Below are 24884 nucleotides of genomic sequence, written 5' to 3' on the forward strand. Positions count from 1 at the left end.
GAGCGCAAGAACTCGTAAATACAAATGCAATGATATAAAAAAGGAGCCTGATCATAGTTTAAACTCCACACCCAAGCGACCATAAAAATCATTGTCTATCTGAGTGACGTTGGAATTTGGATGATAGATTCTTTCAGATTCATAAAGTCGTCTGTCGACGGCGGCGCCTAGAGCGAAGGTCACTCCCGTTTTTGCAGTCACGAATTTTTTGAAAGCGGCTTCCGCGAAGATCTCTTGATAATACAGACGATCTTCATCATCGGCGCGAGAGTCATACATGTAAGAACGAACCGTCAAACCCACTCTGCCGTCGAAAACAAATTCGTCTTGAAGAAATTTTCGCGCCCAGTAGTTGATTCCAAATGGGGTAATTCCAAAACTATGCAGCCAATTCACGTCAGCTCCCCATTCAATACGGAAGAAAGGAAAACCGACGGTGGTTCTTACATTTTCACTAAGATTATAAATGACCCCAAAGTACGGAAAGGGTTTTCCATCGTGAATACCGCGATTGTCAGACTGGTTGATCGCAAAAATCCAGTGGTAGTCTTCTGCGGGTGCCGTTTGATAGGCAATAGTTCCATCAAAATAATCGTTGCGCGGCTCTCCCCAGGGAACGTCACTGGCTGTCGCATAAGATGCGAAAAAGCCCAAGCGTCCGCCATTTGAAAACTCCCGGCGCGCACCGAAGCCAGCGCCCTGGTTTTGCAAAGAATTGGCAATGAAGACTTCCTGCTCTCCTAAGGTAAACTGAGTGCGCCCTAAACTTAAGCTTTCTGAAAAGACGTTCGCAGAAGCGCTCCAGGTTTCAGATTTATAAAGAGGAATGCGAATATCGGTGTCAAAGATACGAACCGGAGAATCTTTGTAAGTATAAGGAGAGGTCCACAGATCCGAACGAAAGCTAAAGAGCATTTGCAGATTTTGTTCTTCAATTGTGGGAATGGTCCCTAACGGTACAGAGAAGGCCCGAGGGACTTGTAGAATAACAAACGCAAAAAAGAAAAGATGAATGAAGTAAATCACCATCTATTTGTAGGCCCTGTTAAAACTTCCGTCAACTTCTGCACAAAGTTATCAAAAGCAGTATCGGGGCCCGAATTATTTTATCTACGTATGCACTGTCAATTTTCACTTTTTAAAGGGATTGAAGAGATAAAGCCAACTTTGTCCCTTCTTTTTCATCCCTTTTTCGATCACAGCGACCTGATCTTCGTAAATTTTGTCAGCATCTTCAGGCAAAACAAAGTCATCCCAACTAAAATAAATTTCCGGCCAATCCCGGCCCTCTACCACTTCGTTAAGATGCCCTTTCAGATGTTCTTTTACGAACTCAACTTCCGTACGCCAGTTTTTTTGCCAACTTTTCTCTTCAGTAATTTTTCGCAATTGTGCAACTTCCCATTTCGCTTGTAATACTTTATCTAAATACATTTCAAAGAAAAAGTATTTAGGGACGTGACTGCGCAAAGAAGGATTTGTGTTATCGAAGGATACGCTACAGTGATAAGCAGGATAATTGATATAGATTTCCATCCTGATGTCAGACCCAGGACGAGCCAATTTCCAAGTCCATTCATCATTATTATAGGAACGTAAAGCAGCTTCCTGTTGCCACACTGGAGTATATTTAACCTCGAGAATATTGAATCCAAAGTCACGGGCAAACTGTTGAATATACATCTCTACACTCTTATCTGGATACTTTGGATTCATCATAATTTGTTCTCCTCTTCAAAAATTTTCAAAACCTCGTCATCATAGAACCGGCTGCGTTCTTTAATATTTTTTGGATTTCCGATATCAATGATGGTTATTTGTCCCGACTGAATTCTATCCACCCATTCCATATTTTCTTTATATATTTCGTAGCTCGGAATTTTATCATAAGGCACTCGACCCGACTTAGTTCCTTTAATGAAAGCATTAGATGATGATTTAGTAGGCTCAAAGACTACCGTCTTTACTCCAGCCACTTCCAGACGGCCAGCCGCATCTCTAACCGAACTCATATCTCGTCCAATCACTGCAACTTCTGAGATGTCTTTCCCCTCTTTGAAGCGCGCCACCTTCATTCCGCCGAGAATATCAGATACATGTTCGTACTGACTGAAGGCACTTTTAACGGTAACTTTCGTGAATGGATTGCGAGCTACTATTTTAATTCCAGCGATCGCAAGACCCGCGACCCCAGGCATGGCAACACCGGCCGCCGCTAAAACTCTTTCTGTTTGAGAGAGCTCTCTGCCATCGACGATGCTCTTTCCGGTGATGAACTCGTAAACATCCTTTCCCCAACCCAGAGGGGAAATACCAATACCAATGTCAGCGATAGTTTTTACGATTTCTAATGATGCTTGTTGAAATACGTGCGCCTGCTCTTCAGCGTGGCCAGTGTATGCACGTTCTGCTTTCTCAAGAAAATACTTCGCCTCATTCAAAACTTTGATTTTGCCCGCGTCATTTTGATAAGCCACTCGGGCGGTCGCAATAGAAGTTTTTATTGAGAGTTGTTTTTCCGTGAACTGAGCTAAATCCCAGTAATATCCGGCATGAGCTCCATCTTCGTAATCGATGTAGTCGGGATAGTTCCACCAATCAGGCCGATAACCGAAATCTGCACAGTCAAAAACAGGGGCGCAATCTTTGATACCTTCAAGTGGTAAAAAAGATTTACCGTCCACTGATTTTACAAAAAGAGTTTCATCCAGCCTTTCATAAAGATTTTTGTGGCCGAACGCTCCGGGATAATAGACTGTCCCGTTTGAATCTTTGGCGAATATGACTCCGTCTCCACGATCAGAGTCTTGGCGCGCAATCACGTGGCGTTCTATTCGAGGTACCGAGTTCGAGTTGCTAGAACCTCTATCTTCGGAAGCACTATCTAGATCACGATTGTCTTCTTTACCCTCATGCCCAGTATCAGAATTATCATGATGATGATCATCATAATCAGGACCATCATCGTCGTAGTCGCCATATCCGCCGTCACGATCGTCATCTCTTTCATCGCACCCTGAACCTACGCAGTCTCCGTCGATGTGACCCTCATAAGCATCTTCACCTGGAGTAATGACAAAAGGTTCATCATCAAAAATTTCGATGCGCCCGTCATCGTCATGATCGTGACCATCATTTTCGTCATAAGCATAAGCACTCGGTAAGAACGATGTATGCAGAACCAACAAAATGGCTAAAATATTCTTAGATTTCCAACGATCTAAAAGCCCGAACATTATAAGCTCCTCCGCTTTCGGAGGAGCTATAAAGCAAAGAGAAAACCCACTAAAAACACCTTAAAAAGGGCTTTATTTGAAGATGAAGAACACCAATTCCGCCGAATCGGACGGTGTCCGAGACTAGGGAATAAAGAGAGGAAGCCAGTTTTCTATTATTTAAAAAGGATCAGGTACCTTTTGGGAGGCTTCGAGAATAGCAAATCATTCAATCAATCGCGCGAAAGCGCTGATTCGATAAATAAAAAGTACGTCGTTAAGAAGTTTGATTTTCGATGAGGATCAACGCCTTGATACCGGGTTGGTTTTTTCTTTCATTTTAGCATGGAGCCTTGGATTGGAAGGGTGAGGTGTTTTAGAAAATTCAGACCTCCGGCCCCGCAGGATGCGGTATTCAAGGCCGGCGAGCGCCGGAAGCGCGCGTCTGAATTTTCTAAAACACCTCACCCTTCCACTCCAAGGCGGCCCCGCTACGAACGAAAGACAAAAAAAAAGCCCCGTGTTTCCACGAGGCTTTCGATTCTTCGCAAGAAGAGCAAAAACTACTTAACAGTAACTTTCGCGCCTGCAGCTTCAAGAGCTTTCTTGATTTTTTCTGCGTCTTCTTTAGTAGCGCCTTCTTTAACAGCTTTGTTACCAGCTTCAACAAGGGCTTTTGCTTCAGCAAGACCAAGACCAGTCAAGCCACGAACTTCTTTAATAACGTTGATTTTGTTGGCGCCAGCGTCAACAAGGATAACGTCAAAAGCAGTTTTTTCTTCAACAGCAGCAGCAGGGCCTGCGCCAGCAGCAGCTACAGGAGCAGCAGCAGAAACGCCCCATTTTTCTTCAAGCATTTTTACAAGTTCAGCGATCTCAAGAACAGTTTTTTGAGACAACGCATCAACTAATTGATCGTTAGTTAGAGACATTTTAAAATCCTCCAAAGGATATAAATTTATTGTTAATTCAAATATTCAGCGCCCAAACGTAACTATTACGCTTGTGGAGCTTCTTCAGTAGTAGCACCGCCACCAAGTTTCTCAGCGTAAGCATTTAAGCATCTAGCAAGTGCAGAACCTGCACCCAATAGCGTACCGAGGAACATAGCGCGAAGTTGGTCTTTGCCTGGAAGAGTCGCCAAGAATTTGATCTTAGCATCGTCCAACGCTTCACCGTCCATAACACCAGACTTGATCTGAAGAACTTCAACGTCCTTCGCGAATTCAGCCAATGTTTTTGCAGTAGCGTTCACTTCACCGTAAGAGAATACGATGGCGTTAGTACCTTTCATTGAATTAGCAAATGCCTTTTCAATAGCTGGGTGATCTTTGAACGCTCTTTTTGCAAGAGTGTTGCGGACAACCTTCATCTCTGATTCAGCAGCATTCAATTTTTTGCGCAAAGTAGTAACTTGCTCAACCTTGATGCCTTTGAAGTCAACGATGAAAGCTCCTTTAGCTTTTCCGAATTTCTCCGTGATTAGCTGAATCTCTTGCTCTTTATCTGCGCGAGTGATCATAAGTGAGCCTCCTTTCGTTAGATTCTTTCTACTCCAGTTTTGCTGAAGTAGGTTGTGCGATTCAGGTTGGTTTGGAGTCACCTAGAACTAGGAAACTTTTTGCCTTATCTCGGTAGGCCCCACACCGTCGTGGGATTACATCTACTAAAAGAAACCTACTGTCTCTGATCGCAATAAAAACTTAAGCTCCGATTTGCATCGGAGCTTTTAATTACATTTAAAATTATGCGTTAGTAGCAGTTAGAGCTGCTGCCGCATTTGGCTCAATCTTAACACCAGGGCCCATAGTTGAAGCTACGGAGATAGTTTTAAGATAGATACCTTTAGACGCTGCTGGTTTAGCTTTAACGATAGCACCCAACAAAGTTAGGAAGTTATCGCGAAGTTTAGCATCGCCCATAGATTTCTTACCGATACCAGCGTGAACGATACCTGCTTTATCAACGCGGAAATCAAGCTTACCTTTTTTCTCGGCAGCTACGGCTTCACCAACGTTCATAGTTACAGTACCGATTTTTGGATTCGGCATCAAACCACGAGGTCCCAAGATCTTAGCAACTTTAGAAACAGTCGCCATCATATCTGGAGTCGCGATACATTTGTCGAAATCCAACCAACCACCTTGAATTTTAGCTACAAGGTCGTCAGCACCAACGAAGTCAGCGCCAGCCGCTTTCGCTTCAGCCTCTTTAGGACCTTTTGCGAAAACAACAACTTTAACTTCTTTACCAAGACCGTGAGGCAAAGAGATCGCGCCACGAACTTGTTGGTCAGATTGCTTAGGGTCAATACCCAAGCGCAAAGCTACGTCGATAGATTCATCAAATTTAGCTGGAGCAGTCGCTACCACAAGTTTGAATGCTTCTTCAACAGAGTATTTTTTTTGAGAATCAACCTTCTTAGAGGCTGCTTCGAATTTTTTACCTGCCATACATCACCCCTATGCGATATCGATGCCCATGCTCTTAGCTGTACCAGCAACTTGTGACATTGCGGATTCAACTTTCAAGCAGTTCAAGTCAGGCAATTTCGTTGTAGCGATTTGCTTGATTTGATCGTTATTGATTTTGCCTACTTTGTCTTTTTGCGGTTGTTTGGAACCAGATTCCAATTTCAACGCCTTTTTGATCAAAGAAGACACCGGTGGTGTTTTCGTAATGAAAGTAAACGATCTGTCTTGGTAAACAGTGATGATGATAGGGATGATGCTATCACCCAACGCTTGTGTACGAGCGTTGAACTGCTTACAGAATTCCATGATGTTTACCCCGTGCTGTCCAAGTGCCGGTCCAACGGGAGGAGCTGGATTAGCTTTCCCTGCCGGTATTTGCAGCTTGATCATTCCTGTAACTTTTTTTGCCATGACCCACTCCTGCAAGAGGTTTGTTTAAGAGTGCCTCGACCAATTCGAAGCGACCCGTGCTTAAAGTGCTACCTATGTAGCGCTTAAATTATTGTTTTTCAACTTGAATGTAGTCCAATTCCACTGGAGTTGGTCTACCGAAGATGCTGACAAGGACTTTCAGCTTTCCTTTGTCCTCGTTCACTTCTTCTACAGAACCCTGGAAGTTGCTGAATGGACCGTCAATAACAGTCACATTCTCACCCACAGAGAACTTCACTTTCGGCTTCGGCTTTTCAGCCACGCCCGCCATTTGCTGCGTTACGCGAAGAACTTCAGCTTCCGGTACTTCTGGAGGACGAGTTTTAGTCCCACCCACGAAGCCGGTCACTTTAGACGAATTGCGTACTAAATGCCAAGTCTCATCATTCAAAAACATCTGAACGAAGATATAACCTGGGAAAAATTTACGCGATTTAGTTTGTTTTTGGCCTTTTACAAGCTCAACAACGCTTTCCGCTGGAATAAGGATTTCCCCGAAGAACTCTTCCATTTTATTGGATTTGATCTTTTCTTCGATCGCCTTTTTAGCGGTGTTTTCACAACTTGTTTGAACGTTAACGATATACCACTTTTTGTCCATGGTCCGTTCCTTACTTCATGAGGTAGTTGATAAAGAAGCCAGAAATCAAATCGAATGAGCTGATGATCACGCTAGAGATAAGAACCATCACCACACAAGCGATTGTCATGGCAGTCGTGTCTTTACGAGAAGGCCATACCACCTTACGAATTTCAGAGACAACTTCTTCACCCCAAGACATTACTTTTGGGTTGAATTGAAGGACTGCGAAGACAACCAAGCCCAAAGCCACAGGAACACCGTGACGAACAATGTCTGAGTCCGCAGCTCTTGCTACAACCCCGAACGCGCCCGCGAAAGCCTTGATGAGAAGAGATGTTGTCAAACCGACCAAGATAGCTGCGATGGCAAAGCTGATTGTCAAAATCTTAGAGTTGGCCTTTTCCATAGTTCCTCTTTGTTTGGATTTCAAAATTGGCAGGGGCGGAGGGATTCGAACCCACGACCTAACGATTTGGAGTCGTTCGCTCTACCACTGGAGCTACACCCCTGCGATCTTCTTGATGATAATTAACCAATCCCTTCGTTGCTCGGTCGTCGGCGTACTATCTGTACGCTCTCCTCGGTCGCGCCTCGGGCTTGATTAATTCTCATCAAGAATCTCCTTATTTAGGAGACACAAGTAGCAGTGCTATTGTTAGCATTGCCAAAAATACATCGACGAAGTCGATGTGCTACAAAACACCGCGGGGGACCCTTTTGTCAAGGAGTCCCCCAGGTGATTTTAATTTAGCCTATGCTGCGTTATCGTTATTCAACGATTTCAACAACTACGCCGGCGCCAACTGTACGGCCACCTTCGCGGATCGCGAAACGCAATTCTTTTTCCATTGCGATTGGAGCGATCAACTCAACAGCCAATTCAACGCGGTCACCAGGCATAACCATTTCAGTTCCAGCTTTCAAAGTACAAACACCAGTTACGTCTGTTGTACGGAAGTAGAACTGAGGACGGTAACCATTGAAGAATGGAGTGTGACGTCCGCCTTCTTCTTTAGTTAGGATGTACGCTTCAGCTTTGAATTTTTTGTGAGGTTTTACTGAACCTGGTTTAGCCAAAACTTGACCACGTTCAACTTCTTCTTTTTTAGTACCACGAAGAAGAACACCACAGTTGTCCCCTGCTTGACCTTCATCAAGAAGTTTACGGAACATTTCGATACCAGTTACAGTCGTTTTTTGAGTTGGACGGATACCGATGATTTCGATCTCGTCACCAACTTTAACGATACCACGCTCTACACGGCCAGTAACAACTGTACCACGACCAGAGATAGAGAATACGTCCTCTACTGGCATCAAGAAAGTTTTGTCAGTAGCACGAACTGGTTCAGGGATGTAAGCATCACAAGCGTCCATCAATTTCATGATAGCTGGACGACCGATTTCAGAAGTGTCACCTTCCAAAGCCTTCAAAGCAGAACCTTTAACTACTGGGATTTCGTCGCCAGGGAATTCGTACTTAGAAAGAAGCTCACGAACTTCAAGTTCAACAAGGTCCAACAATTCTTTATCGTCAACCATGTCAACTTTGTTCATGAATACAACTAGAGCAGGAACACCTACTTGACGAGCAAGAAGGATGTGCTCACGTGTTTGTGGCATTGGACCGTCAGCAGAAGAAACTACTAGGATAGCTCCGTCCATTTGAGCGGCACCAGTGATCATGTTTTTTACGTAGTCGGCGTGGCCTGGGCAGTCAACGTGAGCGTAGTGACGTTTGTCAGTTTCGTACTCAACGTGAGTTGTAGAGATAGTGATACCACGTTCTCTCTCTTCAGGAGACTTATCGATTTGATCGTAAGACATCGCCTGAGCTTTACCAGCTGCTGCAAGAGTAGTAGTGATAGCAGCAGTCAAAGTTGTTTTACCATGGTCAACGTGACCGATTGTGCCGATATTTACGTGCGGCTTCGAGCGGTTAAATTTCTCTTTAGACATTATTCCTCCTGCAGAGATTTATTATAAAAGTCGTAAACGCTTTAACTAAAAACTTAACTTCAATTTCCAAATTATCCGAGTAACAAGTGGAGCCCATGATCGGAGCCGAACCGACGACCTCACCCTTACCAAGGGTGTGCTCTACCACTGAGCTACATGGGCAAGTGCATCGCCAGATAAATCTTCTCTTCGTTGCTCTGTCGTCGGTGTGCGGTGCACACCTTCCTCGGTCGCGCCTCGATAAGATTTACCTGTCGAAGCACTTCCTAACAACTTAGAAAACTTATCTCGCGATACCCAACTCTGACAAATTTGGAGCGGGAAACGGGTCTCGAACCCGCAACCCTCTGCTTGGAAGGCAGATACTCTAGCCAATTGAGCTATTCCCGCCCTATCAGAGTGCCCGAAGAAGAGTAAACTCCTCTTCCCATTTTCATCTGGGTTAACATTCAAAATGGTGGGCAGGGAAGGATTCGAACCTTCGTAGACGCAAGTCAACGGATTTACAGTCCGTCCCCTTTAGCCACTCGGGCACCTACCCATTTTGTGAATGTTGACCCAGAAAAAATGGAGCTGGTTATGGGACTCGAACCCGCAACCTGCTGATTACAAATCAGCTGCTCTACCAATTGAGCTAAACCAGCCTTACTGAGATAACCGAAATGTTTTACGGATAAAATCTAAGTCCGTCAAAGATAATTATTTGCCAGATTACGATTTTTTTCGGTTTCCGCGCGGTGCGTGCTGCCTAAGAGTTTCAGTTAACGCCATAGCTGTCGCTACAGAAGCGTTATAACTCGCCGAAGAACTAGCCTGCGGAATGAAAACTAATTCATCACAAAGTCTTTCTGTTGTCACTCTCAAACCTTTGTCTTCCGAACCAATCGCCCAAATAACTTTATCTGGAAGATCCAATTCAAAAATAGATCTTTTTCCACGCGGACTGAGACCAAAAATCCAATAGCCTTTTTTCTTTAATTCTTCTGCATAGTTAGAGAAGTTCGTCGTTTCCACAACCGGAACGTGCTCAACTCCACCACAAGCGACTTTATGAACTGTCGGAGTTAGACCCACCGCGCGATCCTCGGGAATCAATACGCCGTGAGCACCAGTAAGCCAAGAAGTTCTCATAATTGCGCCAAGGTTGTGCGGATCTTCGATACCGTCCAACATCAACACGACAGACTTATCGAAACTATCAAGACCACCCATATCCAAAGTCGGTGCGCCATCGACAAAAATCGCAGCACCCTGTTGGGAAGAACCGAACTTTTCGATCACGTTCTCGGGCTTGATATCCACTTTCACTTTTTTCTCTGTCGCAAACTCGTACATATCACGAAGATCACCGGAATGTTCCCATCCTTGACGGATCCACATGCCTTTCACTTGGTTAGGACGCACGTTTAAGACTTCATTGATCGCATGAGTCCCGATCACGATACGCCAGTCACGCGGAATCTGATTTTCCGAGCGCGCGGCAGGATGAGGACCGCGTCCTTGCTGTAGACGGCCGCTTTGAGGACGACCTCCCCCAGAGGGACGAGCACCGCTTTGTTGCGGACGTTGAGATTGAGAACCACGAGACGGACGAGAATTATTTTTCTTCATAAGCAGCCATTACAAAATCTGTTGCAGTTTCCTTGATGTTATTTGATTCAAGGATGGGTCTTCCAACGACCAGTGCCGAAGCTCCTTTACGAAGAGCTTCTTTAGGACCCATGATACGCTTTTGATCGCCGGAATCCTGCATACTAAATCGAATTCCAGGTGTGACAAGGTAAAGATCGCGGTTTTGTAAAAGGTCTAATTCATGCGGAGAACAAACCACGCCTTGAAGGCCCGAAGAGCTGACTAAATTCACCAGATCGGTCACGTGCTGAGCAATCGGTTGTTCCTTCATATTCCCAGGGACAGAAGCTTGATCCCAAGATGTTAGAATAGTGACCGCCAAAATCTTGAAAGGCCTTTGGCTTTGCAGCTCTTTTTCTACGGCGGCCATCCTTTTTAAGGCTTCGGCTCCACTGAGAGCATGAACTGTGACCAAAGAAGCCCCTGCTTCGAAACTCGCGCGAACGGCGGCCTCCATGGTGGAAGGAATATCAAAGTGTTTATTATCCAGGAAAATCGGGCCCCGTTGTGCCATTTCTTTGACGAACTCCATGCCGTAGCGAAGGCAGAGGCGAGGCCCCAGCTTAAATCCCCCGACGATATCACTAAGATCATCGGCAATTTTTAAAGCCTGGTCGCGAGTGTCGACGTCGAGAGCTAAAATAATCGGATTTCTCATCGGATGAGCGCGAAGATTTTTTTTCAAAGGGAACTCCTGGCATAAAGGATTTTTGAAGTTTCTCATTCGGGGATGAACGAAGCAACTATCGGCGCGGCCCGTCTCACCCAGAGACACCTCTTTTTCAACTTAGAGAATTCATTTAGCCACCTCTGCGGCTGAGATATACTAAGAAAAAGGCTGAAAAGTATGAAAATCTTCAATCAAAGACGCCGTCTGATCGTCAATCGCGAAGTTCAATACGATGTGCTTATGTACGTGGGCATTTTTGTTATGTCCATCTTTGCGGTTCAAGCCTTGGCGATGTACATATTTTTAAGCCGGCTTGAACACGTCGTCAGTCACATGACGGCTTTGGAGTTTGTCGCTAAGTACAAAGTCAGTATTCTGATCTATCAACTGATTCCGGTCGGTTTTGGAATGGTTGTTGGAGTGTATGTTTTTAACAAACTGACCAGTCGAATTGTCGGTCCTCTGTATAACGTTAAAAGGATTCTTCATAATGCCGTTGAAACTCAGCAAATTCCGCAGGAAATCAAGTTGCGTGAGCACGACTATTTCCGAGAAGAAATCAACGACATCAATGTTATCTTAAAAAGACGAATAAAGTAGGCTCTTTTTTGCGCCTGAGCACCAGACATTTCTTCGACACCAGCCTAGATGGACTTCCCATGAAATAAAAAGAAGAAATCAAAAAAATTTTGCGACTTCCTTTGAAGCAGAAAAAAATAAGGCCATCAAAGGAGGTCCCATGAAGTATCTAATTCCATTTCTATTAAGTATGGCTTTATCCACTCCTGTTTTCGCGCAGGATGTAAATGATAAGACGTCGAATGAAGAAACGTTTGAAATTGCTTTAGGTGAACAAGGAGAAGTTGAAGCGCAAACCCGCCATTTTTACTACAACTTTGGTCGCACGTATTTGAATCAAACAAAATCGGCCCGCTTTTACATTCGCAACACGGGAGGTTTACCAATCTATTTCAATGATTTCGACATCAGTGGAAATGGATTTTGGTATAATGAAAACTGCCCGCGTTTGCTTTTCTCAGGACAAAGATGCTCGGTGCGCGTTTACTTTAGACCGAACTATGTCGGGAACTTCAATGGTCGACTGGATATAGAAATGACCGGAGCTGAAGACATCCGCATTCACCTTCGTGGTCGAGGCATTTGGCCGTTCTAAAAATCAAAAGGGGAGTTTTTTGACTCCCCTTTTTTATTTATAGCTTCCAATCCATCATCGTTATTTGACCAGAACCGCGAGAGATTTGTCCCAGCTTCCACGCTTTTATTTTTTTAGCACTCAATTCGGCAAGGACTTCCTCGGCCTGAGCTTTCTTAACCAAAACGGTGAAGCCAACTCCCATGTTAAAAGTACGGAAAAGTTCTTCTTGTGATAAATCCGCGCGCTGAAGCATCGGTTTAAAAACAGGTGCCATCTCGTCAACGGAAGGCCAATACGAAATCGTGTAATCGAAGTTATCACTCATGCGTGGAATATTGTGAATACCTCCCCCTGTCATATGGGCGGCGGCAAGAATTCCCTGCTGGAATTTTTGGCGAAGATGAGTGAAAGTTTCCACATAGATTTGCGTTGGCACAAGCAACTGTTCTAAAAGATCTGTTTCTGTGTCCTTCACTAATTTTCGTAAAAGCGAATAACCGTTGGAGTGAAAACCACTGGAGGCAAGACCGATTAAAACATCGCCTTCGCTCATGTGTTCTTCTTTGAACATTTCTGAAGGAGTTAATTCCCCGACGCTAAAGCCTGCCAGATCATACTCTCCGTCTTTATAGATTCCTGGCATTTCGGCGGTTTCTCCACCTATTAACGCCATACCCGACTGACGGCAACCGTCGACCATGCCAGTAATCAATTCTTCACTGATGCGTGTGTCTAGTTTTCCGAAGGCCATGTAATCTAAAAAAAACAAAGGGCGCGCACCGACACACAAAAGATCGTTCACACACATCGCAACCAAATCAATCCCGATACCGTGGTGTTTATCGAGGTGCTGACCAATCTTCAGCTTAGTCCCCACACCATCCGTACAAGACGCGAGATATTTTTGCTCATTCAATTTGTAGACGGCAGCAAATCCGCCAATTCCTTGCAACACCTGATCGTTGAATGTTGTCGGAACAAGCTTTTTAATTCTTTCAACAAAAGCATCGGCTTTTGTGATGTCGACTCCGGCCTCTTTGTAATCTACTTGTGACATACTTGTTCCTTTCTTAATGAAGAAAATGACGGCGACCCGTAAAGATCATGGCAATATCCAGACGGTCCGCTTCAGCGATCACATCGCTGTCTTTGATAGAGCCCCCCGGCTGAATGATATATTTAACCCCTAAATTCGCAGCAACCTGAATCGAATCGGCAAACGGAAAGAAAGCATCTGAGGAAAGCACGACATCAGAAATATCTTTGATTCCTTTATCGCTAAGACGTGAATGGATCAGTTTTTCAATGCAATCCACACGGTTTGTCTGACCTGAGCCCATCGTGAGGAGTTCAAATTCAGGCCCCTCTTGTCGACACAAAGCAATCGCGTTGCTTTTTAGATTTTTAACGGCCAATGCGGCGAATCCCGCGAGCTTTTCTTTATCCGCTGCAAACTTTTTCTGCGTCACGGTTTTCATCTGAGACAGATCAAAACTATCTTGTTCTTGCATCAGCACGCCGCCTTCAATCGAGCGCACTTGCCAAGAGGAATGGGGTGTTAAGCCGACTTCCATCACGCGACAGTTCTTTTTCAATTTTTCGCGAGCAGAATCAGAGAAAGAAGGCGCTAAAATCACTTCGACAAATTTTTCTGAAAAGAATGTCGCGACTTCGTCGGTCACCGGGAAATTTAAAGCGATGATTCCGCCAAAAGAACTTTTTTCGTCGCCCTTCCAGGCTTTTTTTAAGGCGCGCAGAGGTGACTCCGCAATCGCCAAACCGCATGGCGTATTATGTTTCACCACCACGGCGGTAGGTAAAGCTTTGTCTTTTTGCCATGAATGCACATCTTGCAAAGTCTTTAGAGCAAAATCTGCGTCTAAATAGTTATTGTAAGACATCTCTTTTCCTTGAAGGGATTTTGCGTGTGCCAAACCTTCTTCAAATGGATTTTTCAGAACGAAGGCTTTTTGGTGAGGATTTTCACCGTAACGAAGTGCTTCGCCACTTTTCTGAGTCAGAAAACCCGCAATGGCCATGTCATAAAAAGCTGTCATCGTATAAACCCGCGATGCACATTTTTGGCGGAACTCAAAAGAAGTACTACCTGTGTTCCGAAATTCTTGAACAAACTCTGAATACTGATTGGATTCACAAAGTACAGTTACGGACTGAAAGTTTTTTGCTCCCGCGCGAAGAAGAGTGGGGCCACCAATATCAATGTTTTCAATGCACTCTTCAAAGCCACTTTGCTTTTTCAAAGTTTCATGAAAAGGGTAAAGATTAACGACGACTAAATCAATCGGCTGAATTCCGAGCTTTTCAGCTTGCTCGATGTCGCTGGCATCGTCACGACGGAATAAAAGACTTGAGGCAATTTCAAAGCTGATGGTTTTCATTCGTCCTTGAAAGGCTTCTCCATGACCACTCAGTTTTTCAACAGGGGTGACTTTAAGGCCCGCAGTCTCAAGAGCTTTAGCCGTTCCACCACTCGCGATCAACTCGACATTTTTTGCTGCCAAAACTTTGGCTAATTCTACTAAACCCGTTTTATCAGAAACGCTTAATAAAGCGCGACGAATCTGTCTCATAGTTCTCCCCTTAAGAATTCAACTGCACTTTTAAAAAATTCCAAACCCCAGGCTTTTCCCGCGAATGGTAAATGCCAGTCGTGTAAAGCAGCTTCTGGGTGAGGCATTAAGGCAAAGACCAGCCCTGAAGGATCGCAGACTCCGGCAATACGCTCAGTGGCTCCATTGACGTTTTCTTTGTAGCGAAGAACCGCTTGTTGGTTTTGTAAGAGACGTCCCAGAACTTTTTCATCCTGACAGACGAAGCGGCCCTCCCCGTGTCGGATCGGAAGTGCAAATTCTGCAGGTAAGTTTTTCGTCCAAATACATGGAGATGAAGAGTTTTTTTCTAATGTCGTCCAGTGATCGATAAAATGACCCTGTTCATTCTTAACTAAGGCACAAGATCTTTGAAAGTCCGCATCCGGCAACAATCCCAGTCGTACAAGAGTTTGAAAGCCATTGCAAATTCCTAAAACCGGTTTGGTTTTAACGAAAGTTCGCAGTTCTTCTTTTAAAGTATTTTCTAACTTTAATGCGAGAATCTGGCCGCTTCCAAGATGATCTCCGAATGAAAACCCGCCGGGGAACACCATCGCCTGATGATCCCGCAAAAGAGCGGGATTTTTTAGAAGCTCGTTCACATGCACTTTGCAAGCGTCACCACCAGCTAAATCGATAGCCCGCGCGGTTTCATTTTCACAATTAATGCCGTCTCCCCAAAGAACTAAAAACTTAGGCTTCATAGACATTTTTAACTCCTTCAGACCAGGATTTCTGCAAGCTTTGTAAAGATGTGCTTGCCGATGCGCCGGCAAATTCTACTTTAAACTCTGGTTCATTCAGAACTGTACCGAGATGTTTGAACCATCCGGCAAAGTGGGTTTCAAAAGCCGTCTTTTTATTTACGGGGACACTGACAACGAATAAAGATCCTGTTTCAGACCAAAGTTCTTCCCAAGAAAGATCGTTTAAAGAAAGCTTCATGCCTAAAGAATTTCCGAAACCACTTTCCGCTAAGGCCGTCATCAAGCCGCCTTCGGAAATATCGTGGCAGGAAGAAAGCATTGAGGCTTGCTGAGACTCATAAATTTTTTGGTACAACTCGATATTTTTTTGCAAAATCGGATACTCTGGCGCCACGTCGTTTTGAACTTCGAATTCTTCTGAAAATGCCGAAGCATACAAACTGCGTGTCAAATTTCCGATGACATAGATTTCGTCGCCGGCATTCTGAAAAAATCCCGGAGTGACTTTATCAGCGTCAGGAATTTGACCAATTGCCGTCATTAACAAAGTCGGCGGAACAGAAATTTTGACGGTCTCACCACCTTTGGTTTTTCCAATGAAGTCATTTTTCATGCTGTCCTTGCCACTGACTAAAGGCGCCTTGTACGCGAGAGCCGCTTCGTACATACCTTCGCATGCACGGACAAGCTGGGCCATCTTGTGAGCGGCATCCGGATTTGTTTTTTTACCAATCGGATCAGGCCAGCAGAAATTATCCACGAGAGCCATCCGGCGGGGATTAACTCCTGTTGCGACAAGATTGCGAACCGCTTCGTCGACGGCTTTTTGCGCCATGAGGTAAGTGTCATAGTAAGAAAACTGAGGGCATAGACCATTTGATACCGCGACGGCATTATTTTTTTCACCGCCATGGACTGACAGATCAATGACGCCGGCATCGTTCGCACCATTTTGAGTTTTACCCGCGTAGGGTTTCACTCTTGTTGCTCCTTGCACTTCATGATCGTAGTAGCGCACCAGAGGCTCTCTTGAAGCCACATTCGGCGAAGCTAAAACGTCTTTGAGTGCGGAAAGAAGAGAGCTTGCGTTTTTTGCTGGAGATGCCTTTCGTGGATTTTCACGATGGTATTCCTTATAGGCTTTCGGTCCTTCGAAATGGGCTGGAATCTTCATGCGACTCAGACCCTCGTGCAGAAAATGCAGATCCAACGACGCTAACGGCGTATCACCGTAAGAAACATCGAATCGTCCTGAATCCGTGAATTCTCCAAGAACGGTTGCTTCAACTCCCATGTCTTTTGCCAGAGTTAAAAAGTTTTGAATATCGCCTGGAGCCACCGCATAAGACATGCGCTCTTGCGATTCACTGACTAACATTTCCCAGTATTCAAGACTTCCGTATTTCAAAGGATGCTGACTTAAATCCATTCTTGCGCCGCCCGAGAACTGCGCCATTTCGCCAATGGAAGAACTGACTCCGCCGGCTCCATTATCAGTGATGGCTTGGATCCAACCGCGGTCGCGAGCTTGCAAAGTAAAATCCAGCAAACGCTTTTGCGTGATGCTATCTCCGATTTGCACGACATTGGAGGAAACTTGATCGTGTAACGCTAATGAGCTGAACGTCGCGCCATGCACGCCATCTTTGCCTAGACGGCCACCGGCGACAACGATGAGATCACCTGGCGCAATTTTTTTCTTTTCACTGGGGCGTCCTTTAACGGTCTTAGGCATCACGCCTAAAGAACCCACAAAGATCAAAGGCTTCGCTGCAAATTCGCTGGCAAAATAAAAGCTGCCATTGATAGTAGGAATACCACTTTGATTTCCGCCCTCTTCGACACCTTGGTGGACACCACGGAAAATAACGCCAGGCTCTTTCAAAAGTTCAGGACGCTTCGGAGAGTCTGCGGCCGGGAATAAATCTTTTTTGGAAAGACAGAAAACATCCGTATTCGCAACGGGTTTAGCTCCTAAGCCGCAACCTAAGATATCGCGGTTCACTCCTAAAATCCCTGTCAAAGCGCCACCAAAAGGATCGAGAGCTGAGGGACTGTTGTGAGTTTCGACTTTAACGCAAACATTGATGTTTTTATCAAAATCAACGATGCCACCGTTGTCTTTAAAAACGGAAACCAGGTATCCACAAGACTCGAGTTCTTTTGTGGCCTTTTGAATATACGTTTTATAAAGGCTAGTGATGTTTTTATTTCCTACCGCAGGGAAACTCCCTGTTTCTTCGGTGTAATTAACTTCAGCGGCAAAGATCTTGTGCTTACAGTGCTCGCTCCAGGTTTGTGCTAAACACTCTAGTTCCACTTCCGTGATTTTATGAGCCCATCCTAAAGACGTTCGAGCTTGAAGCATTTCTGAAGAAGAAAAATGTTGAATGATCGTATGGATTTCTTCATCCACCAGAGCTAAACCGCGTTCTTCGTTAATGCGCTTCAGTGTTTCCATGTTCAGATCAAATAGCTGAAGGCGGCGTTTTTCCAATGCCGGAGACTGCCAGAATTTGGAAAAATCTTTCCAAGGATTTGATTGATGAAGTTCGGATCCGCGAGCGATTTCAACTTTGTGTAAAAGAGGGTTTGCTAAAGACTGAAAAAGAATTTTTTCGATCTGCTTTTGCGAATAATCCCCCTCAATTTCAAGCTCCCATCCGCTGTGGGCTTCAATTCCAAAATCCTGCCAAGAAGAATTATGTTGCGAAGAAAAAAGCATTAAGGCTTCTGTTGCTGATCTTGCCAAGTTGTCAGTCACCCCTGCTAGGAAACGCAATTCCACATAGGTGGATTGAAGATGAAACTCGGGGAAACCATGTTGAATTTCTTCCGCTACCGGATCAAAGAAGATCTTGTCCATCAAAGTGTCTAAACGGATTTCCTGACTTAAACCTGGCGTTTTTTCTAAAAGCCAGTACACACGGCGAAGACGAAGCGCTTTCAAGGGCGCTTCCTTTTCAAAGGCTTTTTTTAATGCGTTTTCGGTACTGTGATCATAAAGACTGCGAACAGAAATTCTTTGCATCACGGTGTCTCCTTAAAATAGACCGTCGGTTGACGTCCCAAAGCCACGTTCTCTAGAAACTGACTGTAAAGGCGGTGTTCCACTTCATGAAATTGTTGTGTCCATGCCGGAAGAGTTGAATCCTGACTACGACAAACAATTTCCTGAACTAAAATCCGTCCGGTATCCATGCCTTCATCCACCAAATGAAGAGTCACGCCACTTTCTTTTACACTGTCGCTAAACGCGCGCGCGATCGAATCCACGCCCGGATATGCTGGCAATAATGAAGGATGAATATTCACTATTTGTTCGGCGCCCTCATGCCACTGGCGGAAGTGTTGAATAAAATCGGCCGATAGCAATCGCATGTAGCCTGCTAAAAAAATCCAATCCACGTGATACTCGTGAAGAAGGCTTAAAACTTCCGCCTCGTGGGCCTTACGATCTGCCTTCTTTTCTACAAGATAAGTGCGCACACCGGCGTTTTTGGCTTTCTCAAGAACGGGGGCTGCGGGTTTGTCAGAAAGGATAAAGGCAATCTCGATCTTTTCTTTTGATAGCTCTTGGGCTTTTGCGACTAGAGCCATCGCATTTGATCCTGTCCCTGAAGCAAAAATGGCGATGCGAACAGGTCTCATAGTCCGATGTCCTCTCGCACATACATTCCTTTAAAGGAAACTTTTTGAATGTCTTGGTAAGCAAGCTCACGGGCTTCTTCGCGCGAGGCCGCTAAAGCGGTGATTCCTAAGACTCTTCCCCCCGAGTTAACAAGCGTATTTTGCATTTCGCTGACCCCGGCATAGTACAATTGATGACGAACTTTGGGTTCGATGGCGACGGGATGACCGGTATTCAAAGGACCTTGCGGATAACCTTCACTCACCGCCACAACGTGAACGGAAGTTTCTGGTTTCACCTCACAAACCTGGTTTTTTAATTCGTGTGTCACGGCCGTAACAATAAGCTTCGCTAAGTCTGATTTCAGACGTGGCAGAAGAGCTTGTGTTTCGGGATCACCCATACGCACATTGTATTCTAGGACATAAAGTCCTTGGTTTGTTTTCATCAAACCTGCAAACAAAAATCCCTGATAGGGAAGATTCTTAGCGTGCAAGCAGGCCAAGGTTTTGGCGAAGATCTGGTGAATCGTGCTTTCGTCTTCTTTGGTGATAAAGTCACAAGGACTGTAGGCGCCCATGCCTCCGGTGTTTGCACTGAAAGGATCCGGAGTAATGCGCTTGTAATCACAGGCTGTGCCCAATAGAACAAAGTCTTTTCCGTCACAAAGAGCAAACGCAGAAAGCTCTTTTCCGATCAAACATTCTTCAAGAAGTAAAGGATAGCCATACTGACTGCCTAGCACGCGAACGGCTTCTTGGGATTTTTCAAGACTTTCACAGACCCACACGCCCTTTCCCTGCGCCAACCCATCAGCTTTAATAACGATGGGTTTTTGGAAGTCGTGCTGCTCTAAATATGTCATCGCCTCTTTCTCAGAGTAACCGACATGGCAGGCTGCCGTCGGGACTTGAGATTCTTGAAGAACGCCTTTGCAAAAAAGCTTTGAAGATTCAAGTTCTGCGACTTTTGCTGAAGGTGCAAAACAAGAAATACCTTGAGCTTCCAATCGTTGTTTTAAGTCGGAAAGAATTGCGGCTTCGGGTCCTACGACAACCAAGGACACTTGATTCTGCAGACAAAAAGTTTCAATTTCTGCAGGCGATTCAGCGGATGCACATTGTAAACCTGCAACTCGCATCCCCGGGTTTCCCGGGCACACCCAAAGCTCACTGACTAAAGAAGACTCTTTAAGCTTCTGAGCCAGAGCGTGTTCTCTTCCGCCTTTACCAACAACAACGACTTTCATTTTATGACTCCAAAACTTTTTGCGCTTTTTGATGCCACAATTTCAAATTAAGTTCTTCAGCAAATGGTTTTTTACGACCCACCACTGACGCCACTTCGTTCGCCAAGGCTTGATATAAGAGAGAACTTACTTCAATCTGCGCGGGATTCAGACTTTGTGGCACTTCACGAAGTTCTTCGCGACAAATGCCTTTCCAATCTTGAGTCTTGCGTTCCTGTGCCATCTCTTTGGCTTTCTTGACAGCGGCATGCCAAGAAGTTGGCGCATACAATTGACGAAGGAATTCTTTCGACAAGGGAAGGCCTTCATATGTCAGACGAAGCTCATCAGGTCCGATAGAATCAACAAGAAGGAGCGTCCTTGCTCCAGAGGGTTCTTTATCTCCAAAGGCAAATTCTAACTTTCCATCCCAAAGCTTCACACCGAAGGAAGCAAAGAGCTTTTCCAACTCTTGAACGACCGCTTGGGTGTTCAGACGCAAGTTTTGCAGCTCTTCATCCGTTACGATATTCATCTGCGCGATTTCGGCGCGGCTTAGATAACGGTCCGAAGTTTCAAGCTTTGTTGAAAACTCAATCAGCGCAGGAGAAAATACCGTCGATGCATTTGGCATCTCTGTTAATTGCAAGTCCTGCAAATAAGCAGGATTTTTCTTCAAACGGCCTTCTAAAGAGTTTCCTTGGCCCAAGAATTTTCTAAAAATGACTTCTAAAGGCACAAGACAGTTCGTAGGAACATCTTTATAGACCGAATAGTCATACTGACCTTCATACCATTCTGGACGAAGCACCTTCACGGGCTTAACGGCGATCGTATTTTCGCCCGTTGTTTTTACGAAATGCGAAGGAATTCCTTTCTTCGCCAGATACTCGAAAAACGATGCCGCCATGGACGCCAGTGCGGCGCCTTTCATTGGAATTTCGTTGGGCATTTCACCCCAATCAAAGATCGAGTAACGATTGCTATAATTAAACACCAAGCTGTCGCCATTTTTATAAAGATCTTTGACGGAGCCTTTATAAATTAGTTCCATGCTGATTTCCTCATTTCAGAAAGCTTTTTCCACTGTAAAACAAAGTTCCCGATATTATTGGCACCGACCCAAGCGCCCGAGTGACGAGCCTTCGCAAAGAAATCCAAAGCCAGGTTCGAGCTGGTCAGCTGTTCTTTTTCACAAAGAAACAAGTTTAATCCCACCACTTTCGGAAGCTCCCAAGGACTGACAATTTCACCCAAACATTTTTCATCCGTGTGAGAGCACCAAAGCACTTCGGCACCGCTGTCTTTTTGAATATCTTCTAAAGATTTCTGAATTGGAGAATACGACTCTAGACTGCGATTCCAATGCAGATAAATTTTATCCTCTGGCAAATTCTTCCAACGCAGAAGAAGATCCGAAATATTTTTGTAGTTTTCTTCGGTCACGGCCATGACCGGAACTCCTTTAGGCATTTGCACGATCGACAAGAAAGAATCAAGTCCTGCAAAAGCGCCATTCACTGCAACACCGAAGACAGGCTTTGCCGTCAAAGAAGCAACAACACCTGGCAGGTGCGCTGCCAACCCCGCGCCGGCGACAAATACATCTGCACCACAAGTCGTAACAATTTCGCGTACGCGGTCGGGATGACGATGGGCCGAAGCCACTTCCATTTTTACTTCACCGCATTTTTCCAAAGAGTGACACAAAGGACCAAAGACTCTTTCATCACTCGCACTGCCGAACATAACCTGAATTTTCATAAAGGCACCTCGCTTTTACCATCTCCACCAATATTGTGATGTCTTGTTTTCAAAAATTTTTCTGTAGCCACAGGAACAGGATAATCTCCGTCAAGGCAGGCACTGCACAGATTGGAAAGCCCCAAGCCTTCTTGCAGACGTTGCAATGGGAGGAACACCAGTCCATCAACTTCTAAGACCTTGGCGATTTCATCTTCGGATTTTTTATGAGCCACTAAGGACTCTCCGTCGGGAAAATCAATTCCGTAAAAACACGGGTGACGAATCGGTGGACACGTGCTGGCAAGGTACACTTTTTCCGCGCCGGCTTCGCGCAAAAGACGGATGATACGAGCCGAAGTCGTTCCGCGCACGATACTGTCGTCAACAAGAAGAATTTTCTTCCCGCGAATTTCGCTTTCTACCGGTGAAAGTTTTAAGTTCACCATCATCTTTCGAAGTTCCGGTTGGTTGACAATGAAACTTCGTTGAACGTAACGATTTTTGATAAGCACTTCGCGATAAGGTTTTTCTAAAACTTCCGCTAAACGGCAGGCCGCCGCACGTGAGGTGTCAGGAACTGGCGCAACAACATCCACATCCAATCCCTTTTTTTGAACCTCTTCAGCCAAAATACGTCCTAAATTCAATCGGACTTCATAGACCGGCCGACCATGCCACTCGGTCTCGGAGCCGGCAAAATAAATCCATTCAAACATACAAGGACGAGCTTTCTTTTCACTGAGAAGAAAAGAGTGCAGGTTTAAATCTTTATCGATAAAGACCAGCTCCCCCGGGCGCAGATCGCGAAAATACTCAAAGCCCAAACCAAAAAACACCTGTTTTTCAGAGGCAAAACAATAGCTGTACTTATCGCCGTTCTTTTTTCTTCCTAAAAGCAAAGGCCTGATCCCATGCGAATCGCAAAACGCGAAGAGTCCCTGATCTGCCAGCATTCCAATGGCGCTGTACGCCCCTTGCACTTGCTGCAAAAGTTCTCGGATGGATTCAGATAAATTTTTTGCGAGTTCTCCGGTTTCTTTGCGTGAAGCCAGTCCAATCGCTGTCATATGCAGAAGAATTTCCAGATCGTTGCGGCTAAACGTCCAACGCAGCTTACGATTGCGAAGATAGTCGACGACCTCGTCGTAATTTGTGACGTTCCCGTTGTGAATCATGCCGATTCCGTAGGGATAACTTAAAAACAAAGGCTGAAGATCCTCTTTATCAACGGTTCCAATCGTGGAATAGCGCGTATGCCCCAGAGCCATGGATCCTTTAAGTCGAAGCTGTCTTTCAGAAGTAAAAACGTCTTCAACTAAGCCTAAGTCTTTTTCGAGATGAAACTGAGAGCGCTCGAAATCATAACTTAGAATCCCCGCTGCATCTTGACCGCGATGTTGAAGAGCGAATAAAGCAGGATACAGTTTTTGACCGGCTTTTTCTTCTCCAATCAGACCAACTACTCCACACATGGATTAGGACTCCCCTTTAAAAAACAAAAACGGCGTCATAGAGACGCCGTTTTTATTAAGATACGTATTCAAATTTTTTAGACACTTCGGGTATTCAGACACACGGAGGGTGTGGAGTCGGGATTTTTCCCCCGGACTGCCCCCTGATGGAGGGCCATAGAGCGAATTTCTTAAGAACAGTCGCTGAGCCATACACTCTCTACTTGAAGATTTAAAATGGATGCCCAACGCTATCGACTGTGACAGAGTTCGGTCAAGAGCCCTAACACAATCCTGACAATTCAACACGCCCCGACAATTAGGCACCTTTGCCAGAAGCATTTACTGCGGGTACAGCCATCAGCGCCGTCAATATTCCTAATAAAACCAGAGCCGCGAAAATATCTCCAGAGATGAGTTGGGCTTGATACGCGTACGATGCAGCCAATATTTCCATCGCCCCGCGAGCGTTGAGCAGAAAACTGAACTTTATCGCCTCAGAAGAATCTACTCCCGCAAAACGAGTGAAAATATAAGTTCCTACTAATTTTGAAGTTACGGCCGCTACAAATATCAGTAAAAATGTTTTCAAAGAGAATAAACCGAGGATATCGATCTTCCATCCTAACACAATGAAAAACACGGGAGCCAAAATCCACATCTGCACTGAAATTAAGTGCGTATCTCTTGGGAATTCTTTCCAACGTCCCAAAGCCATGCCAATGAAAAAAGCCAGCACCACCCAATGACTCATCAGCCATCCGACAACATCTTCTTTGGGAAGAAGAAACGCCAACACCACCCAAGCCACGATGTCGCAAAGACTCGCTACCGTGATCGTTCGGCGAGAAAGACGCGAGCCGTACAAATTTCGTTCTTTCAAAATTTGAATTACGATGGGTAGCGCTGAAATCGAAAAGGCTATTGCCAAGAACCAGTTTCGCTCAAACAAGAAATAACCCGTAAAAAATGGAATGACGAAGCTTCCGATAAACGAAAGAGCGTAAAACCGCGCATCCTTGCGAAGATTGACAAACTGAAGTTCCCAACCGGCCAGAAAAAGAAAACCGGCTCCAGCCACTTGCGCTAACTGGGGCATCCAAGAAGGCATCGTAATATCGGTGACGCCAGGCCCTAAGCACAAACCCAAAACAATCCAAATAATTAACTTCACGACAAACTCTTTCGCTTAAAACCGACAGTAAGCCTATTTAATATCAGCTTTTTGAAAAACTGATTCAAATCAATTTTACTGAAAGCGACTAACCTTCATGAGGATTTTGCGCGATTGAAAGTAGACCCTCCGGTGATAAGACCTCAATCGTCTTGGCTGCGACTCGAGATATGAAACCTTCTTGTAGGCATGATAGGATCTTGCTGACAGAACT

Annotated in this window: 24 protein-coding genes and 5 tRNA genes; 2 read left to right on the plus strand and 27 right to left on the minus strand. The window is 45.0% G+C overall.

Annotated elements, in window-relative coordinates:
* Window positions 1-51: 51 nt before the first annotated feature.
* The 17 genes from AZI85_RS11065 to pyrF all read right to left on the minus strand — a co-directional run bounded on the left by AZI85_RS11065 (window position 52) and on the right by pyrF (window position 10980).
* Window positions 52-1029, minus strand: a complete 978-nt coding sequence (locus tag AZI85_RS11065; RefSeq protein ID WP_253720952.1) for a hypothetical protein — start codon at window positions 1027-1029, stop codon at window positions 52-54.
* 102 nt (window positions 1030-1131) lie between these two features.
* On the minus strand, window positions 1132-1719 hold the full coding sequence (locus AZI85_RS11070) for a hypothetical protein (protein ID WP_063244105.1): 588 nt from the start codon (window positions 1717-1719) through the stop codon (window positions 1132-1134).
* The gene (locus tag AZI85_RS11075) at window positions 1716-3236 is read right to left on the minus strand and encodes a pre-toxin TG domain-containing protein (protein WP_063244106.1); all 1521 of its coding nucleotides are present in this window, start codon (window positions 3234-3236) and stop codon (window positions 1716-1718) included. Before AZI85_RS11075 ends, AZI85_RS11070 begins: the two co-directional genes overlap by 4 nt.
* A gap of 542 nt (window positions 3237-3778) precedes the next feature.
* The gene (rplL, locus tag AZI85_RS11080; RefSeq protein ID WP_063204871.1) at window positions 3779-4147 is read right to left on the minus strand and encodes a 50S ribosomal protein L7/L12; all 369 of its coding nucleotides are present in this window, start codon (window positions 4145-4147) and stop codon (window positions 3779-3781) included.
* Between the two features lie 65 nt (window positions 4148-4212).
* Window positions 4213-4737 carry a 50S ribosomal protein L10 gene (gene rplJ, locus AZI85_RS11085; protein ID WP_063244107.1) on the minus strand — a complete coding sequence of 175 codons (525 nt, stop codon included), beginning with the start codon at window positions 4735-4737 and terminating at the stop codon, window positions 4213-4215.
* A 223-nt stretch (window positions 4738-4960) separates the two neighbouring features.
* On the minus strand, window positions 4961-5668 hold the full coding sequence (gene rplA / locus AZI85_RS11090) for a 50S ribosomal protein L1 (protein ID WP_041876464.1): 708 nt from the start codon (window positions 5666-5668) through the stop codon (window positions 4961-4963).
* A gap of 9 nt (window positions 5669-5677) precedes the next feature.
* On the minus strand, window positions 5678-6100 hold the full coding sequence (rplK, locus tag AZI85_RS11095) for a 50S ribosomal protein L11 (RefSeq protein ID WP_038448239.1): 423 nt from the start codon (window positions 6098-6100) through the stop codon (window positions 5678-5680).
* Window positions 6101-6188: 88 nt separating this feature from the next.
* Window positions 6189-6722 carry a transcription termination/antitermination protein NusG gene (gene nusG, locus AZI85_RS11100; RefSeq protein WP_063244108.1) on the minus strand — a complete coding sequence of 178 codons (534 nt, stop codon included), beginning with the start codon at window positions 6720-6722 and terminating at the stop codon, window positions 6189-6191.
* Window positions 6723-6732: 10 nt separating this feature from the next.
* Window positions 6733-7110, minus strand: coding sequence for a preprotein translocase subunit SecE (secE, locus tag AZI85_RS11105; RefSeq protein WP_063244109.1), 378 nt, complete (start codon window positions 7108-7110; stop codon window positions 6733-6735).
* Between the two features lie 27 nt (window positions 7111-7137).
* Window positions 7138-7213: transfer RNA gene (locus AZI85_RS11110), tRNA-Trp, on the minus strand.
* A 259-nt stretch (window positions 7214-7472) separates the two neighbouring features.
* Window positions 7473-8663, minus strand: coding sequence for an elongation factor Tu (tuf, locus tag AZI85_RS11115; protein WP_063204875.1), 1191 nt, complete (start codon window positions 8661-8663; stop codon window positions 7473-7475).
* A gap of 87 nt (window positions 8664-8750) precedes the next feature.
* A tRNA-Thr gene (locus AZI85_RS11120) sits at window positions 8751-8825 on the minus strand.
* Between the two features lie 151 nt (window positions 8826-8976).
* Window positions 8977-9053, minus strand: a tRNA-Gly gene (locus AZI85_RS11125).
* 65 nt (window positions 9054-9118) lie between these two features.
* Window positions 9119-9204, minus strand: a tRNA-Tyr gene (locus AZI85_RS11130).
* 27 nt (window positions 9205-9231) lie between these two features.
* Window positions 9232-9307 (minus strand) — tRNA-Thr (locus tag AZI85_RS11135).
* 67 nt (window positions 9308-9374) lie between these two features.
* Entirely contained in the window at window positions 9375-10274 is a 900-nt protein-coding gene (locus AZI85_RS11140; protein WP_063244110.1) for a TrmH family RNA methyltransferase, read from the minus strand.
* Window positions 10261-10980 (minus strand): orotidine-5'-phosphate decarboxylase, encoded by a 720-nt coding sequence (pyrF, locus tag AZI85_RS11145; protein ID WP_253720954.1) that lies wholly within the window; start codon window positions 10978-10980, stop codon window positions 10261-10263. The genes AZI85_RS11140 and pyrF overlap by 14 nt, the downstream gene beginning before the upstream one ends.
* 162 nt (window positions 10981-11142) lie before the next feature.
* On the opposite strand from pyrF, the gene AZI85_RS11150 reads away from it, so the two are divergent.
* Both AZI85_RS11150 and AZI85_RS11155 read left to right on the plus strand, forming a co-directional pair.
* Complete coding sequence (locus tag AZI85_RS11150; protein ID WP_063244111.1) at window positions 11143-11565, plus strand: hypothetical protein; 423 nt, start codon at window positions 11143-11145, stop codon at window positions 11563-11565.
* Window positions 11566-11704: 139 nt separating this feature from the next.
* Entirely contained in the window at window positions 11705-12139 is a 435-nt protein-coding gene (locus AZI85_RS11155) for an Ig-like domain-containing protein (protein ID WP_063244112.1), read from the plus strand.
* A 37-nt stretch (window positions 12140-12176) separates the two neighbouring features.
* Here the strand turns inward: AZI85_RS11155 and purM are convergent, their stop codons facing one another.
* The 10 genes from purM to AZI85_RS11205 all read right to left on the minus strand — a co-directional run bounded on the left by purM (window position 12177) and on the right by AZI85_RS11205 (window position 24670).
* Window positions 12177-13178, minus strand: coding sequence for a phosphoribosylformylglycinamidine cyclo-ligase (gene purM, locus AZI85_RS11160; protein ID WP_063244113.1), 1002 nt, complete (start codon window positions 13176-13178; stop codon window positions 12177-12179).
* Between the two features lie 13 nt (window positions 13179-13191).
* Window positions 13192-14712: a bifunctional phosphoribosylaminoimidazolecarboxamide formyltransferase/IMP cyclohydrolase gene (gene purH, locus AZI85_RS11165; RefSeq protein ID WP_063244114.1), complete on the minus strand. Its 1521-nt coding sequence runs from the start codon at window positions 14710-14712 to the stop codon at window positions 13192-13194.
* Window positions 14709-15443: a phosphoribosylformylglycinamidine synthase subunit PurQ gene (locus AZI85_RS11170; RefSeq protein WP_063244115.1), complete on the minus strand. Its 735-nt coding sequence runs from the start codon at window positions 15441-15443 to the stop codon at window positions 14709-14711. Before AZI85_RS11170 ends, purH begins: the two co-directional genes overlap by 4 nt.
* Window positions 15427-18471, minus strand: coding sequence for a phosphoribosylformylglycinamidine synthase subunit PurL (locus AZI85_RS11175; RefSeq protein ID WP_063244116.1), 3045 nt, complete (start codon window positions 18469-18471; stop codon window positions 15427-15429). The genes AZI85_RS11170 and AZI85_RS11175 overlap by 17 nt, the downstream gene beginning before the upstream one ends.
* Entirely contained in the window at window positions 18471-19091 is a 621-nt protein-coding gene (gene purN, locus AZI85_RS11180) for a phosphoribosylglycinamide formyltransferase (RefSeq protein ID WP_063244117.1), read from the minus strand. Before purN ends, AZI85_RS11175 begins: the two co-directional genes overlap by 1 nt.
* Window positions 19088-20320 carry a phosphoribosylamine--glycine ligase gene (gene purD / locus AZI85_RS11185; RefSeq protein ID WP_063244118.1) on the minus strand — a complete coding sequence of 411 codons (1233 nt, stop codon included), beginning with the start codon at window positions 20318-20320 and terminating at the stop codon, window positions 19088-19090. Before purD ends, purN begins: the two co-directional genes overlap by 4 nt.
* 1 nt (window position 20321) lies before the next feature.
* Window positions 20322-21353 carry a phosphoribosylaminoimidazolesuccinocarboxamide synthase gene (locus tag AZI85_RS11190; RefSeq protein WP_063244119.1) on the minus strand — a complete coding sequence of 344 codons (1032 nt, stop codon included), beginning with the start codon at window positions 21351-21353 and terminating at the stop codon, window positions 20322-20324.
* Window positions 21344-22063 carry an AIR carboxylase family protein gene (locus AZI85_RS11195; protein WP_063244120.1) on the minus strand — a complete coding sequence of 240 codons (720 nt, stop codon included), beginning with the start codon at window positions 22061-22063 and terminating at the stop codon, window positions 21344-21346. The genes AZI85_RS11190 and AZI85_RS11195 overlap by 10 nt, the downstream gene beginning before the upstream one ends.
* Window positions 22060-23517, minus strand: coding sequence for an amidophosphoribosyltransferase (gene purF / locus AZI85_RS11200; protein ID WP_063244121.1), 1458 nt, complete (start codon window positions 23515-23517; stop codon window positions 22060-22062). Before purF ends, AZI85_RS11195 begins: the two co-directional genes overlap by 4 nt.
* A 298-nt stretch (window positions 23518-23815) precedes the next feature.
* Window positions 23816-24670 carry a cation:proton antiporter gene (locus AZI85_RS11205; RefSeq protein WP_063244122.1) on the minus strand — a complete coding sequence of 285 codons (855 nt, stop codon included), beginning with the start codon at window positions 24668-24670 and terminating at the stop codon, window positions 23816-23818.
* Between the last annotated feature and the right edge of the window lie 214 nt (window positions 24671-24884).

Source organism: Bdellovibrio bacteriovorus (assembly GCF_001592755.1).
GTDB lineage: Bacteria > Bdellovibrionota > Bdellovibrionia > Bdellovibrionales > Bdellovibrionaceae > Bdellovibrio > Bdellovibrio bacteriovorus_E.